This is a genomic window from Pseudomonas sp. KCJK8993 (assembly GCF_046230915.1).
Classification (GTDB): Bacteria; Pseudomonadota; Gammaproteobacteria; order Pseudomonadales; family Pseudomonadaceae; genus Aquipseudomonas; species Aquipseudomonas piscis.
This window is the reverse complement of the sequence record NZ_JBJJLO010000001.1, coordinates 1-14,872: the sequence shown is the minus strand read 5'-3', so window position 1 is coordinate 14,872 and position 14,872 is coordinate 1. Positions and strand designations below refer to the sequence as shown.

Below are 14,872 nucleotides of genomic sequence, written 5' to 3'. Positions count from 1 at the left end.
ATCGCCTCAGTCCTTCTTGATCCTGAACCATGCCGCATAGAGTGCCGGCAGGAACAGCAAGGTCAGCGCCGTAGCGACAATCAGCCCGCCCATGATCGCCACCGCCATTGGCCCGAAGAACACGCTGCGCGACAGTGGGATCATCGCCAGCACCGCCGCCAGGGCGGTCAGCACGATAGGCCGGAAGCGCCGCACCGTGGCCTCGATAATCGCATCCCAGGGTTTCTGTCCGGCCCTGATGTCCTGCTCGATCTGGTCCACCAGGATCACCGAGTTACGCATGATCATCCCCGACAGGGCGATGGTGCCCAGCATCGCCACGAAGCCGAAGGGTTGGCGGAACACCAGGAGGAACAGGGTCACGCCGATCAGCCCCAGCGGAGCGGTGAGGAACACCATGACCGTGCGCGAGAAGCTGCGCAGCTGGACCATCAGCAGGGTCAGCACCACCACGATGAACAGTGGCACGCCAGCTTTCACCGAGTTCTGGCCGCGGGCGGAGTCCTCGACGGTGCCGCCGACCTCCAGCAAGTAGCCATCGGGCAACTCGGCACGTACCGGCTCCAGGGTCGGCAGGATCTGCTGAACCAGGGTCGCCGGCTGCTCCTTGCCATAGATATCGCCCCGCACGGTTACCGTTGGCAGGCGGTTGCGATGCCAGATCACGCCTTCCTCGAAGCCGTACTCCACGGTCGCGACCTGGGATAGCGACACGCTCTGGCCGTTATCGGTCGGCACCGCCAGGCTCGGCAACAGCGACAGTTCGGTACGCTCCTCGCGGGTGCCGCGCAGGAGGATCTCGATCAGCTCGTTGTCCTCGCGGTACTGGCTGACGGTGGAGCCGATCAGCGAGCTCTGGAGGAACTTCGACAGGTTGGCGGTGCTCACGCCCAGGGCCCTGGCACGATCCTGGTCGATGTTCAGGTAGACCACCTTGCTCGGCTCTTCCCAGTCCAGGTGGACGTTGGCCACATGGGGGTTCTCGCGCACCTTGGTCGCCACCTTGCGGGCCAGGGCACGCACCTGCTCGATGTGTTCGCCAGTGACCCGGAACTGCACCGGATAACCTACCGGCGGGCCGTTCTCCAGGCGCGTGACCCGCGAACGCAAGGCCGGGAACTGTTGATTGAGGGTATCAAGCAACCAACTGCGCAGGCTCTCGCGATCCTCGATGCTCTTGGCCAGGACCACGAACTGGGCAAAGCTGGTGGCCGGCAGCTGCTGGTCCAGGGGCAGGTAGAAGCGCGGTGAACCGGTGCCGACGTAGGCCACGTAATTGTCGATGCCCGGGTGATCCTTGAGCATCGCTTCCAGGCGCTTGACCTCTTCGGCGGTATTGCTCAGGGAGGCACCTTCGGCCAGCTTCAGGTCGACCATCAGTTCCAGGCGGCCCGAAGCCGGGAAGAACTGCTGCGGGACGAAGCGGAACAACAGCACCGAGCCGACGAACGCCAGGATGGTCAGGACGATCACCGTCTTGCGCCGCTCCACGCACCAGCCCACCACCCGGCGTACACGCTGGTAGAACGGCGTGCCGTGGGGATTGGATTCGGCGCCGTGCTTGGCGGCATGGAGCTTGGCCAGATCCGGCAGCAGCTTCTCGCCCAGGTACGGCACGAACACCACCGCGGCGATCCACGAAGTCACCAGGGCGATGGTCACCACCTGGAAGATCGAACGGGTGTACTCACCCGTGCCCGACTGGGCCGTGGCGATCGGCAAGAAACCCGCCGCGGTGATCAGGGTGCCGGTCAGCATCGGGAACGCGGTACTGGTCCAGGCATAGCTCGCGGCCTTGATCCGGTCGAACCCCTGCTCCATCTTGATCGCCATCATCTCCACCGCGATGATCGCGTCGTCCACCAGCAGGCCGAGGGCCAGGACCAGGGCACCGAGGGAAATCTTGTGCAAGCCGATGCCCAGGTAATACATGGTGGCGAAGGTCATCGCCAGCACCAGGGGAATGGCCAGGGCCACCACCATCCCGGTGCGGATGCCCAGGGAGAAGAAGCTCACCAGCAATACGATGATCAGCGCCTCGGCCAGTACCCGGACGAACTCGCCGACCCCGGTCTTCACCGCCGCCGGCTGGTCGGAGACCTTGCGCAGCTCCATGCCCGCCGGCAGGGTTTTCTGCAACCGCGCGAACTCGCCCTCCAGGGCCTTGCCCAGCACCAGGATGTCACCGCCCTCCTTCATGGCCACGGCCAGGCCGATGGCGTCTTCGCCCATGAAGCGCATGCGCGGCGCGGGCGGATCGTTGAAGCCACGACGGACATCGGCGACATCGCCGATGCGGAAGGTGCGTCCGGCCACACGGATCGGGAAGCTGCGGATCTGCTCCACGGTCTGGAAATTACCGGACACGCGCAATTGCACGCGCTCGCTGGAAGTCTCGAAGAACCCTGCGGTGGATACCGCGTTCTGCTCCTCCAGGGCCTGCTGCACCGCCGCCAGGGGCAGGCCCAGGGTCGCCAGCTTGACGTTGGACAGTTCGATCCAGATCTTTTCGTCCTGCAAGCCCAGCAGCTCGACCTTGCCCACGTCCTTGACCCGTTGCAGCTGGATCTGGATGCGGTCGGCGTAGTCCTTGAGCACCGCGTAGTCGAAACCCTGCCCGGTCAGCGCGTAGATGTTGCCGAAGGTGGTGCCGAACTCATCGTTGAAGAACGGCCCCTGGATGCCTGGCGGCAGGGTGTGGCGGATATCGCTGATCTTCTTGCGAACCTGGTACCAGAGTTCGGGAATCTGGTTGGAGTGCATCGAGTCCCGGGCGATGAAGGTCACCTGGGACTCACCGGGACGCGAGAAGGACACGATACGGTCGTACTCGCCGGTCTCCATCAGCTTCTTCTCGATGCGCTCAGTGACCTGGCGCGACACTTCCTGGGCCGTGGCCCCCGGCCAATTGGTGCGGATCACCATGGCCTTGAAGGTGAAGGGTGGATCTTCGCTCTGGCCCAGCTTGGTGTAGGACAACGCCCCGACAATGGCCAGCAGCAGCATCAGGAACAGGACGATCTGGCGATTGCGCAACGCCCAGGCGGAAAGGTTGAAACCCATCGGGGATTACTCCTTGGCCGCCAGGTTGACCACACGGTTGGAGCGATCCACAGGGCGCACTTGCAGGCCCTCGTGGAGCACATGCACGCCTGCCGCCACCACCCAGTCGGATGGGCTCAGGCCCTCGAGCACCGGCACGGTCTTTTCGTTGAAGGCGCCAACCCGCACCGGGGTCTTGTGCAGGGTGTTATTGGCGTCGATCCGCCAGACGTAGGTGGCCCCGCCTTCGGCGGTCAAGGCCGACAGCGGGACCGACAGCGCCACTTGCTCGCCGTTCTGGACGAACACCCGGGCACTCTGGCCCAGTTCCGCCGGGACCTTGCCAGCATTGAAGGCAATGCGCGCGGCGAAGGTCCGCGAGCGTGGATCGGCGGCTGGCGACAACTCGCGGATATGTCCGGCAAAACGCTGTCCCGGCTGGGTCCAGAGTTCCACCGACACTGGCTGGCCGACCTTGAAACGACCGAAGTTCTGTTCCGGTACGCTGATCAGCACCTCCCGCTCGCCATCGGTGGCCAGGGTGAAGACCGTCTGCCCGGCAGCCACGACTTGCCCCACCTCCACCGCCCGCTTGGCTACCACGCCATTCTGGGGCGCCCGCAGCACGGCGTAGCCGGCCTGGTTACTGGCGACATCGAACTCAGCCTTGATCTGCTTCAGCCGTGCTTCGCCGGCACGATAGAGGTTCTCGGCGTTGTCGTACTGCGAATGGCTGACCATCTGCCGGTCCAGCAGGGCCTTGTAGCGATCGCGCTCGGCACGCACCAGGTTGAGGTTGGCGCTGGCGGCGGTGACCTGGGCCCGGGTGGCCTCCAGTTGCAGGCGCACATCCTGGGGGTCGAGCTCGGCCAGCGGCTGGTCGGCCTTGACTCGCTCACCCTCCTCTACCAGCCGTCGGCTGACCTTGCCGCCGATACGGAACGCCAGGTCCGGTTCGTAACGGGCCCGGACTTCGCCGGGATAGCTGTCCAAAGCCCGTGCCGAAGGCTCTGGCTGTACCACCATGGCCGGCCGGACGCCGATCTGGACGGGCTCTTCGTGCCCACAAGCAGACAGAAAAAAAGCCAGGCTGACTGGCAGGGCATAGCGCAACATGGCGGCGACCTTTCGCTAATGGGGCTTGGAATATTTATACTGGCCAGTATGTTATTAATAGCAAACTCACCAGTCCAGTATTAACAACGAAAAAATGTCCGACAATCACGCCGCAAACGTTGGGCCAGGCAGGCCCAAGGATCTGGCAAAACGTCAAGCCATTCTCGAAGCAGCCAAGAACCTGTTCTTGAGCAATGGCTACGCCAACACCAGCATGGATGCGGTCGCCGCTGAAGCCGGGGTTTCCAAGCTCACGGTATACAGCCACTTCAACGATAAGGAGACGCTGTTTTCCGCCGCCGTGGTGGCCAAGTGCGAGGAACAATTACCCACCCTGATCTACGAGCTGACGCCGGGCACCTCGGTGCAAAGCCTGCTGCTGGCTATTGGCCGGGGCTTTCACCAATTGGTCAACAGCGACGAGTCGGTCAACCTGCACCGCCTGATCATGACCCTGGGCAGCCAGGACCCCAAGCTCTCGCAGGTGTTCTTCGAAGCCGGCCCCGAACGTGTCCTGCAGGGCATGGAGCGGCTATTGGGCAAGATCCATCAGCAAGGCACCCTGTACATCGATAAGCCGCGCAACGCCGCCGAGCATTTCTTCTGCATGCTCAAGGGCGGGGCGAATTTCCGCCTCCTCTATGGCTGCGGCAAGCCCCTGACAGGGGCCGCCGCAGAGGAACACGTACGGGAAGTGGTGGGGCTGTTCATGCGCGCCTATCGCCCGGGACCGGACTGATCTCGCCGCCACGGCTCAGGCCTTGAGAGCCTTCTTGGGGTAGATGTCGTAGCGACTGGACTTGCCTTCCAGGCCATGGCTGGGCTTGGGCCCATCGATGCATGGCGCCTTGCGCGGACGCTTGACCACCACCCGGTGGCTGGCCAAGGCCAGGGCAGCCTCCAGCAATGCCGGTGCGTCGTTGTCGTCGCCCACCAGAGGCCGGAACAGGCGCATTTCCTTTTTCACCAGGGCGCTTTTCTCGCGGTGGGGGAACATCGGGTCGAGGTAGATCACCTGGGGCGGTTCGCCTTGCCAGTTGCGCATCAGCTCGATGGAATTGCCCTTGAGCAGCTGCATCCGCGCAACGATGGGCGCCACCTCGGCATCCTGCGCCGCACGGGCCAGGCCATCCTCCAGCAGAGCGCCAATCAGCGGCTGGCGCTCGATCAGGCTCATCTGGCAGCCCAGGGTCGCCAGCACGAAAGCATCCTTGCCCAGGCCCGCCGTGGCATCCAGCACCCGTGGCCGCACGCCCTGGGCCACGCCCGCGGCCTTGGCGATCATCTGGCCGCTGCCGCCGCCGTACAAGCGCCGATGGGCCGCGCCGCCTTCGACGAAATCCACCCGTACCGGCCCTGGAGCCTCAGACCCCAATTGCTGCAGTTGCAGCCCGTGCTCGCCCACCTGCAGGGCGAACTCGGCATCCTCGACCTGCAACGGCAGGCCCAGGCGCTCGGCCCACTGCCGGGCCTCGGACTCGAACCCGGCATCCAGGGCCTCGACGTTGATGCGGCAGGCCGCAGGTTGCTCACTCATCTGAAACCACGCTCAAAAAATTAATGATCGGCAAAAACTGCCGATAACAGGACTATCGGCCATTTTGCCAGAGCTCAGCGTCGACCGAGAGCAATGTCAGACATTCAACGCACATCGATAGGTTATATCTCGCCCCATGGCGACTATGGCCTGCGCAACTCCCAGGCACTCAGTGGCGTCAGCCACCTGTGGCAGGACTTCTTTGCCCAGGCCCTGGCCGAGCAAAGAGGTGATGGCGCCGGCGTTGAAGCCATGCCCAAGGTGGCCATCGATGGCCCGGTGGAACCTGCCGGCGGCAGCGAGATACTGGCGCAGATCGTCAACCAGCGCGGTTGCGAGGTCCAGGAGACCGAAGTCCGTCCGCCCGAGCCACTGTTCCTGCCCATCGCCGAGTTCGAGATGGATCTGCTGGACAAGCCGGCCCCGCCCTTCCCGCCGGAAGAAATCATCGCCCAGCAACGCCAGCAAGATTTCGAGAGCGGCTGGGTACGCCCGATCGTGCTCAATGCCGGCCAGCCCCTGCCAGAGCCCGGCCCGGCCCCGGAACCGCGCCCGCTGCACCTACCGATCGCCGAATTCGAGATGGACCTGCTGGAAAAGCCGGCCGAGCCATTCCCGCCGCAAGAACTTATCGAGCAGCAACGGCAGATGGACTTCGACATGGGCTGGGCCCGTCCGCTGATCCTGCAGAACCTGCGCATCGCCGCCTGATCCTGCCCCTTAGCGACAACGCCAGAGCGGCCCCAGGTCCAGGTGGAAATGGTTGCGATGGGCGCTGTTGAAATCCGGCCCCAGCACCACGTTGAAAGCGTCGCAGGCACCCTCCCGGGCCAGGCGCAAAAACCGTCCCTCGGCACTGTCCTTCGGCCAATCCCTGAGCACGCTGATGTTGCGTCCGTCACTCAGGCGAAAGCCGGCGATATCCAGGGCATTGGCACTGGCATGCTCGCTGCGCCAGCCAGTCTTGCGGTGGTACATATTGCGACAGGCAAAACTGCCCAGGTGATCGACGCGCGCCACCCGCTGGCCAAACACCTGCTGCGCCGCCGGCTGCAAGCCATGGCGCTGGTACAGGGCAAAGGCCACGGCCAGCGGACAACTGGCGAGGAAGCTGCTGCTCAGGGCGATATCGCCACCCTGCACTCGCACGGTATTGCTCAAGGGACAGTCCACATCGGCACGGCTGTCGGGTTGGCGACTGGTGCGCAAGCCCGAGGTCGCGAGGGCCTGGTCGCACAGTTGTGGATTATCTCGTAGCCGGGCCAGCTTGAAACGGGTCAACAGATTGGGCTCGGCCCGCACGTCCAGCGGAGCCCAGGGATTCCAGGCATCTGCCAGCGGCAGCCAGCCCAGCCGAACGCCAATCAGCAACAGGGCACCCAGCAACACCAAGGCGCCCGCAATCTTCCTTGCCCTCACGCCAATTCCCTTTTTACGACTGCTTGAACAATTGATTGATCTGTCCGAAGGGAATCGCCCGCTCGGCAAAATCGAAGCGGCCCTGATCACGGATCTCCTGTGCCGCCTGGTAGAACGCGCCATAGGCCGCCCGGGCCAGGGCCGAACCGACACTGATGCGCTTCACGCCCAACTCCGCCAGTTGCCCCACGCTCAGGTCCAGGCCGCCGGACATCAGCACGTTCACCGGCTTGGGCGCCACCGCCCGCACCACTTGGCTGATCTCCTGCGCACTGCGCAGCGCCGGGGCGTAGAGCACGTCGGCACCGGCCTCGGCGTAGGCCTGCAGGCGGCGGATGGTGTCCGCCAGGTCATTGCAACCGTGCAACTGGTTTTCCGCCCGGGCAGTCAGGGTGAAGGCAAACGGCAGGCTACGCACTGCCGCGACACAAGCCTCGATGCGCTCCACCGCCAACTGGAAATCGTAGATGGGATCCTCGGCACGGCCGGTGGCGTCCTCGATCGAGCCACCCACCGCGCCGCAGGCAGCCGCTTGCAACAGGGCCTGGGCGCACTCCCGGGGGTTGTCGGCAAAACCGTTTTCCAGGTCCACGGCTACCGGCAACTCGCTGGCGCCGACGATGCCGCGCACATTGGCCAGGGTATCTGCCAGGCTCAAGGCGCCTTCGGCATCCGGGCGCGCGAGGGAAAACGCATAGCCGGCACTGGTGGTGGCCAGGGCCTCGAAGCCCAGGCCGGCCAGCAGCCTGGCGGAACCGGCATCCCAGGGGTTGGGAATGACAAAAGCCCCGGCACGCTCATGCAGGGCCTTGAAAGCATTGGCACGAAGGGTTTGCGCGTGGTCCATTACTCGCTCCTAAAGGCTGTGAAAGCACCTCAGAGCAAACCGAGCTGCTCCGCGGCGGGTTCCCTGTATAACTCAGGCAAGGCGGGCAAACCAGGCAAACGTTGCATCAGGCGCGCATGAAAACGCCGGGCCAGTTCAGCGGCCATGCGGTTGTCGGAGGTGTGCAGGAAAACATAGGGCGTACGCCCTTCTTCGATCCAGCCGGCGACCTTGTCGAGCCAGGGCACCAGGAACGAATCGTTGGCCGCAAGCTCGGGATGGCCAATGAAACGCACCTGGGGAAACTGGGTGAATGCCGCAGGTCGCGGCGGCACCTTGGGTTTCTTCGACTGCGCATGCAGCACCGCGGGTGCCGTCGAAGTGCAGCTGAACAGGGCTCGTGGATCGAGGCAGATACGCTCGACACCGCGTTCGAGCAGCAAGCGGTTGAGCATCCGCTCGGCATCGCCCTTGGCGAAGAACTCCGGGTGCCGGACCTCCACCGCCAGCGGTCGCTGCAGGCCATCGATGAATTCCACCAGTTCGCCCAGGCGCTGTGGCGCGAAGGTGGCCGGCAACTGCAGCCACAACGGCGACACCCGCTCACCCAGCGGGCTGAGCAACTGAATGAAACTCTCGGCGGCCGGTAGCTGTTCGCGCAGATCGCCGCCATGGCTGATATCGCCCGGGAACTTGGCGGTGAAACGAAAGTGCCCGGGCATGATCTGCGCCCAGCGCTCCACCGTGGCTGGCGCGGGCCGGGCATAGAAGGTGGTATTACCCTCGACGGCGTTGAACACCTGGCAGTACAGGCCGAGGAAATCGCTGGGTCGTGCATCCTCCGGGTACAGGTACTCGCGCCAGGCGTTTTCGCTCCAGGAAGGACAGCCGAGAAAATAAGGCAACATCAGATGTGCAGGTCGAGCCCCACCACTTCCATGTCCCAATCGACGAAACCGGCGGTGGTCAGGTAACTGGCCAGGGCATTGGCCACGCTTCTTTTCATGGCACGCTGGAAGATCATGTCCTGGGGACGGGCGGGAAGATTGCTGGTACGGGAGGGTGACTGGGAACGGCCCTGGGCCGCGGGCTCGGGTTGGACCTCGATGGCATCGATATCGTCCAGGGACTCGTCTACCTGCGCCCGACCTTTGCGAGGCTTGCGCTTGATGGGGTAGGAGTGCGAGGAGATGCCGTCTATACGCATACTGGAAAGCCCGGGGTCGATGATGGCAATTTAGCGGCACTGCTTCGACTTAGCAAATGCCCGAGTGATAACTAGAACACAGAAAAGCCAAAAGGTTTGAATCCGGGCAGGATTCGCGTCAAAAACCGGACGATTGGCGTTGGTCGTGGAGGTTACCCATTCCATCCGCCCATCGGCACGGGCTTATTCAACGAGCCTTGGGCGTGGCGACCTTGTCCCGCAGGTAGACCGGCTGGGCATCGTCGGCACGGATCGACTCGCCGCGCTCCCAGGCGAACCGCGCGAGCGCCAGCAGGTCTTCGGCATGGGGTAGCATGCCCGCGTCCTGGCCACTGAGGCTGAGCGCAATGCGCTCGCCGTAACCCCACCCGGTACCGGCACCGAACCAGTCGCCGGTACTGCCCTCGGGCAAGGCGGCAGCCTCGGGAGGCAGGACCGCCTCATTGCCCACCAGGCGCATCTCCCCGGCGACTTCCCGGTAGCAGCCCCAATAGACTTCATCCATGCGCGCATCGATGGCTGCCGCGACCTGGGTCGCGCCGTGCTCGCGCAAGGCCCGCTGGGCCAGGACCGCCAGGTTGGACACCGGCAATACCGGGCGGTCCAGGGCAAAGGCCAGGCCCTGCACCACGCCGATGGCGATCCGCACTCCAGTGAAGGCACCGGGGCCACGACCGAAGGCAATGGCGTCCACCGCCTGCAAGGTCGTCCCGGCGTTGGCCAGCAGTTCCTTGATCATCGGCAACAACTTCTGCGCATGCAGGCGCGGAATCACCTCGTAATGGCTCGTGACCTTGCCGTCATGCAGCAAAGCAACGGAGCAGGCTTCAGTCGCGGTGTCCAGGGCCAGCAAGGTGCTCATCGGGGATTCCATCGCATAAAAAAAGTGGCGCATTATAAACAGCAACGGCCCGCAAGCGGGCCGTTGTGCGATCAAACGATAAGGTTGTTCAGCTCAGGGCTTCGAGCACCTTGGCGGTGATCACTTCCACCGAGCCCACGCCAGGGATATGGCTGTATTGGGGCTTGCCCTGGGACGCGGCCAACTGCTGGTAGAACTCAACCAGCGGCTTGGTCTGGGAGTGGTAGACCGACAGGCGATGGCGCACGGTTTCCTCGGTGTCGTCCTTGCGCTGCACCAGGTCTTCACCGGTGATGTCGTCCTTGCCAGCGATCTTCGGCGGGTTGTAGACGGTATGATACACACGGCCCGAAGCCTCGTGCACACGGCGACCGGCGATGCGCTGGACGATCTCTTCGTCGTCGACGGCGATTTCCACCACGTGGTCCAGTTCGACACCGGCCTTCACCAAAGCTTCGGCCTGAGGAATGGTGCGCGGGAAGCCATCGAACAGGAAGCCGTTGGCGCAGTCAGGCTGGCTGATGCGTTCCTTGACCAGGTTGATGATCAGGTCATCGGAAACCAGGCCGCCGCTGTCCATCACGCTCTTGGCCTTCAGGCCCAGCTCGGTGCCTGCCTTGACCGCAGCACGCAGCATGTCGCCGGTGGAGATCTGTGGAATGCCGAACTTCTCGGTGATGAACTTTGCCTGAGTACCTTTACCGGCCCCGGGAGCTCCCAGCAGAATTACGCGCATCGATGTGCTCCTCAATTTTTTATTTAGAAACGCTCGGATTCGCCTCGTCGGGCCAATCTCAAAAATCAGGTTAAAGCCGCCCAAACGGCCAAAGGCTGATCAAGATACACAGCCGACACAGCGCACACAAGCAGTCGAAAGTCGGAGGAACCCGGCCTTTTCGTGCCCTGTTGGCGAGGTATGACAAGTCGCAACCCCGTAACAAAGTGTCGCCAGATAGATCTGAGCGACACTCAGTATTTATCCCAATCGGGGCTGTGCCAATTCCGCCCGACGCTCCCCACCGGCCTCAACCCGTATTGCGCAAGCCGGCGGCGATACCCGCCACGGAGACCAGCAACGCCTGTTCCACGGGGCTTCCTTGGGGCGCCTCCTGCTTGCGTGAGCGGGCCAGCAGTTCGGCCTGCAACAGGTGCAACGGGTCGAGATAGGTGTTGCGCAGGCGAATGAACTCCAGGGTCTCGGGACTGTGGGCCAGCAGTTGCGACTGCCCGGTCAGCCCCAGGACCACCGCGCACGCCTGCGACAATAGGTCGCGTAAATGTGCACCCAATGGCCGCAGCTCCGGCTCCACCAGGCGCTCGTCATAAGACCGGGCAATCTCGGCATCGGCCTTGGCCAGGACCATCTCCAGCATGTCGATACGGGTGCGGAAGAACGGCCATTGCTCACGCATCTGTCCCAGCAGTTCCCCTTCGCCCCGGGCCAGCGCCTTGCTCAGCGCCGTTTCCCAGCCCAGCCAGGCTGGCAGCATCAGGCGGGTCTGGGTCCAGCCGAAGATCCACGGGATCGCCCGCAGGCTTTCGATGCCCCCGGCCCGGCGCTTGGCCGGCCGACTGCCCAGGGGCAGGCGCCCCAATTCCTGCTCCGGGGTGGACTGGCGGAAATACTCGACGAACTGCGGGTTGTCCCGCACCACCGCCCGATAGGCCTGGACCCCGTCGCTGGCCAACTCGTCCATCAGGTGGCGCCAGGCCGGCTCGGGCGGTGGCGGCGGCAGCAAAGTGGCCTCCAGGACCGCCGCCAGGTAGAGGTTGAGGTTCTGCTCGGCAATATCCGGCAGGCCGAACTTGAAGCGAATCATCTCGCCCTGCTCGGTGGTACGGAAACGCCCCGCCACCGATCCCGGGGGCTGCGACAGGATCGCCGCGTGGGCCGGGCCGCCGCCACGCCCCACGGTGCCGCCGCGACCGTGAAACAACAGCAGTTCCACCTGCTGTTCACGGCAGATATCCACCAGCCGCTCCTGGGCCCGGTACTGGGCCCAGGCCGCAGCCGTGGTGCCGGCGTCCTTGGCCGAGTCGGAGTAGCCGATCATCACTTCCTGCGGGCCCTGCAAGCGTGCGCGATAGCCCGGCAGGTGCAGCAGCTTCTCCATCACCGGGCCGGCGTTGTCCAGGTCCGCCAGGGTTTCGAACAGCGGCACCACGCGCATCGGCCGCAATACCCCGGACTCCTTGAGCAAAAGCTGCACCGCCAGCACGTCGGAGGCGGCGCCAGCCATGGAGATCACATAGGACCCAAGCGACGCCGCCGGGGCCACGGCGATCTCGCGACACGTAGCCAGCACCTCGGCGGTGTCCGCCGAGGGCTTGAAGTAGCCTGGCAACAGCGGACGCCGGCTGCCCAGCTCGCGCATCAGGAAGGTGATGCGGTCTTCCTCGCTCCAATCCTCATAGCGGCCCAGGCCCAGGTAATCGGTGATCTCGGTCATGGCTGCGGTGTGCCGGGCAGAATCCTGGCGCACGTCCAGCCGTACCAGGAACAGGCCGAAGGTCACCGCCCGGCGCAGGCAATCGAGCAGCGGGCCATCGGCGATCACGCCCATGCCGCACTCGTGCAGCGACTGGTAGCACAGTTGCAGCGGCTCCAGCAGCTCGCGGTTGTGCTGCAATACCTCAGGACCGGCCGGCACCGCCGCCCCGAGTGCCGCATGGGCCCAGTTGCGGGTCGCCCGCAAGCGTTCGCGCAGCTGCTTGAGCAAGGCCCGGTAGGGCTCGGCGCTATCCCCTGCCTTGGCCAGCAAAGCGGCGCTGGCCTGCTGCATGGACAGCTCGGCGGCCAGGTGATCGACGTCCCGCAGGTACAGGTCGGCGGCCATCCAGCGCGCCAGCAACAGCACCTCACGGGTCACCGCAGCCGTGACATTGGGGTTGCCATCGCGGTCACCGCCCATCCACGAGGCAAAGCGGATCGGCGCCGATTCCAGCGGCAGGCGCAGCCCAGTGGCGTCGAACAAGGCCTTGTCGGCCTTGCGCAGGTAATTGGGAATGGCCTGCCACAGCGAATGCTCGATCACCGCGAACCCCCACTTGGCCTCGTCCACCGGGGTCGGGCGAGTACGGCGGATTTCCTCGGTGTGCCAGGCCTCGGCGATCAGGCGTTGCAAACGCTCCTGGATCTGCGCGCGCTCGGCGCTGGTCAGGTCGCGATGGTCCTGGGCGGCCAGTTGCCCGGCGATGGCGTCGTATTTCTGGATCAGGGTGCGGCGCGCCACTTCCGTGGGGTGCGCAGTCAGTACCAGTTCGATTTCCAGGCGTCCCAGCTGACGGGCCAGGGCATCGGCCGAATGCCCCTCGGCCCGCAGGCGCTCCAGCAACTGCGGCAAGACCCGGGCCTCGAACGGCGCCGGTTGCGCCTCGTCACGCCGGTGGATCAACTGGTACTGCTCGGCGATGTTGGCCAGGTTGAGGAACTGGTTGAAGGCCCGGGCTACCGGCAACAGTTCATCCTCGGCCAAGGGATCGAGACTGGCGCTCAGCTCGGCTCCGGTGGAGCTGCGGCGATCGGCCTTGGCCGCCTTGCGAATCTGCTCGATCTTGTCGAGAAACCCCTCCCCGTACTGATCGCGGATGGTGTTGCCCAGCAACTCCCCCAGGAGGTGGACGTCTTCGCGCAGGCGCGCATCAATATCGGTCATCGAGGTGTTCTCCAGCAGACTATGAGGCAGCACGGAAGGCTCAAGAGTGCCGCCTGCATGCGCTCCTTAGCAAGCATGGGACGAGCCGGGCACCGACCTTCGGCGATGAAGCTAGTCTCAAGGATAGGCCGCACAACGGCCGCTCACCGGCACCGCCCGGTCAACCCACCGCCCTGCCACGAGCAGGTGTCATCGAGGTCATCATGAAAATCCGTGAACTCGCGCAATATTGGGAAGAGAACGCCAAGGGCCGCCTGACCCGGACCAGCTACCGGATCCACCTGGACATGGAGGCCGCCGCGCGCCTGGCCGCCCTGTCCGAGATGTACCCCAAGCGCCAGACCGAGGAGCTTTTGGGCGAACTGATCGGGGCCGCCCTGGAAGAGCTCGAGGCGAGCTTCCCCTATATCCAGGGCCAACATGTGGTGGCCACCGACGAGGAAGGCGATCCACTGTATGAGGACGTCGGCCCTACTCCGCGCTTCCTGGCGCTGTCGCGCCAGCATCTGCACCTGATGTCGAGCCAGTTGGACAAACCCAAGCACTGAATCGCCCTTGTTCCGACCACCCGTTCCCGGCTGCGCAAGCGGCCGGGAGTACCTCTGCAAGCGGCAAAAGTTCCCGGTTTCCGGGGGGTTGCGGGGCGCCGAATTTTTTTTGGCCAATCGCCAGCTTTCGCTGAACTATTCAAAAACGCCTCAGGTCACACCCATTAGCCATCACTGGAACGGCCGTTTCAAATTTTGCCATCAGCGCTTGTAGTCACTCAGCGTCACGGCGCCAGGACCGGGGTGGATTTTGATGTTTCCCAGGAGTTACCCAATGGAGTTGAAAACCATGAAGATCAGCACTGCCAAATCCTCGTTCACCTCTCTGCGCGGACTGAAACTGGCCGCGCTGGCCCTCGGTAGCAGCATGGTACTGGCCGGTTGTGCCGGGAATCCGCCTTCCGAGCAGTACGCGGTTACCCAATCCGCGGTCAATAGCGCAGTGACCGCGGGCGGCACCGAATTCGCCGCAGTGGAAATGAAGGCGGCACAGGACAAGTTCAAGCAAGCGGAAATCGCCATGCACGACAAGAACTACGACGAGGCTCGGCGCCTGGCTGAACAGGCCGAGTGGGACGCCCGGGTCGCCGAGCGCAAGGCCCAGGCCGCCAAGGCCGAGCAGGCGCTGAAGGACTCCCAGAAAGGCGTTCAGGAACTGC

At 64.3% G+C, this 14,872-nt stretch carries 14 protein-coding genes; 4 read left to right on the top strand and 10 right to left on the bottom strand.

Going from position 1 to position 14,872, the window contains the following annotated elements:
• Nucleotides 1-6 precede the first annotated feature (6 nt).
• Nucleotides 7-3,063, bottom strand: a complete 3,057-nt coding sequence (locus ACK6AU_RS00070; protein ID WP_185700056.1) for an efflux RND transporter permease subunit — start codon at nucleotides 3,061-3,063, stop codon at nucleotides 7-9.
• Between the two features lie 6 nt (nucleotides 3,064-3,069).
• Nucleotides 3,070-4,158: an efflux RND transporter periplasmic adaptor subunit gene (locus tag ACK6AU_RS00065; RefSeq protein WP_185700055.1), complete on the bottom strand. Its 1,089-nt coding sequence runs from the start codon at nucleotides 4,156-4,158 to the stop codon at nucleotides 3,070-3,072.
• 94 nt (nucleotides 4,159-4,252) lie between these two features.
• Here ACK6AU_RS00065 and ACK6AU_RS00060 point away from each other — a divergent pair, with 94 nt between their 5' ends.
• Entirely contained in the window at nucleotides 4,253-4,897 is a 645-nt protein-coding gene (locus tag ACK6AU_RS00060) for a TetR/AcrR family transcriptional regulator (protein ID WP_185700054.1), read from the top strand.
• 15 nt (nucleotides 4,898-4,912) lie between these two features.
• On the opposite strand, the gene ACK6AU_RS00055 is transcribed toward ACK6AU_RS00060, so the two are convergent.
• On the bottom strand, nucleotides 4,913-5,695 hold the full coding sequence (locus tag ACK6AU_RS00055; RefSeq protein WP_409297101.1) for a class I SAM-dependent methyltransferase: 783 nt from the start codon (nucleotides 5,693-5,695) through the stop codon (nucleotides 4,913-4,915).
• Between the two features lie 93 nt (nucleotides 5,696-5,788).
• Here ACK6AU_RS00055 and ACK6AU_RS00050 point away from each other — a divergent pair, with 93 nt between their 5' ends.
• Entirely contained in the window at nucleotides 5,789-6,406 is a 618-nt protein-coding gene (locus tag ACK6AU_RS00050) for an energy transducer TonB (RefSeq protein ID WP_409297099.1), read from the top strand.
• 9 nt (nucleotides 6,407-6,415) lie between these two features.
• On the opposite strand, the gene ACK6AU_RS00045 is transcribed toward ACK6AU_RS00050, so the two are convergent.
• The 7 genes from ACK6AU_RS00045 to ppc form a co-directional block, all read right to left on the bottom strand.
• Complete coding sequence (locus ACK6AU_RS00045; RefSeq protein WP_409297097.1) at nucleotides 6,416-7,114, bottom strand: extensin family protein; 699 nt, start codon at nucleotides 7,112-7,114, stop codon at nucleotides 6,416-6,418.
• A gap of 13 nt (nucleotides 7,115-7,127) precedes the next feature.
• Nucleotides 7,128-7,961, bottom strand: a complete 834-nt coding sequence (locus ACK6AU_RS00040; protein WP_185700050.1) for an oxaloacetate decarboxylase — start codon at nucleotides 7,959-7,961, stop codon at nucleotides 7,128-7,130.
• A 29-nt stretch (nucleotides 7,962-7,990) separates the two neighbouring features.
• Nucleotides 7,991-8,851: a DUF72 domain-containing protein gene (locus ACK6AU_RS00035; protein ID WP_185700116.1), complete on the bottom strand. Its 861-nt coding sequence runs from the start codon at nucleotides 8,849-8,851 to the stop codon at nucleotides 7,991-7,993.
• Entirely contained in the window at nucleotides 8,848-9,147 is a 300-nt protein-coding gene (locus ACK6AU_RS00030) for a hypothetical protein (protein ID WP_409297095.1), read from the bottom strand. Before ACK6AU_RS00030 ends, ACK6AU_RS00035 begins: the two co-directional genes overlap by 4 nt.
• A gap of 187 nt (nucleotides 9,148-9,334) precedes the next feature.
• Nucleotides 9,335-10,009, bottom strand: coding sequence for a tRNA (adenosine(37)-N6)-threonylcarbamoyltransferase complex dimerization subunit type 1 TsaB (gene tsaB, locus ACK6AU_RS00025; protein WP_409297093.1), 675 nt, complete (start codon nucleotides 10,007-10,009; stop codon nucleotides 9,335-9,337).
• A gap of 88 nt (nucleotides 10,010-10,097) precedes the next feature.
• A complete protein-coding gene (gene adk / locus ACK6AU_RS00020; protein WP_185700047.1) occupies nucleotides 10,098-10,745 on the bottom strand; it encodes an adenylate kinase in 648 nt (215 codons plus the stop codon).
• Nucleotides 10,746-11,034: 289 nt separating this feature from the next.
• Nucleotides 11,035-13,665, bottom strand: a complete 2,631-nt coding sequence (gene ppc / locus ACK6AU_RS00015; RefSeq protein ID WP_185700046.1) for a phosphoenolpyruvate carboxylase — start codon at nucleotides 13,663-13,665, stop codon at nucleotides 11,035-11,037.
• A gap of 203 nt (nucleotides 13,666-13,868) precedes the next feature.
• Here ppc and ACK6AU_RS00010 point away from each other — a divergent pair, with 203 nt between their 5' ends.
• On the top strand, nucleotides 13,869-14,213 hold the full coding sequence (locus tag ACK6AU_RS00010; protein WP_185700045.1) for a pilin assembly protein: 345 nt from the start codon (nucleotides 13,869-13,871) through the stop codon (nucleotides 14,211-14,213).
• 274 nt (nucleotides 14,214-14,487) lie between these two features.
• On the top strand, nucleotides 14,488-14,872 hold a 385-nt coding region (locus ACK6AU_RS00005), incomplete at its 3' end, for a DUF4398 domain-containing protein (protein ID WP_409297090.1).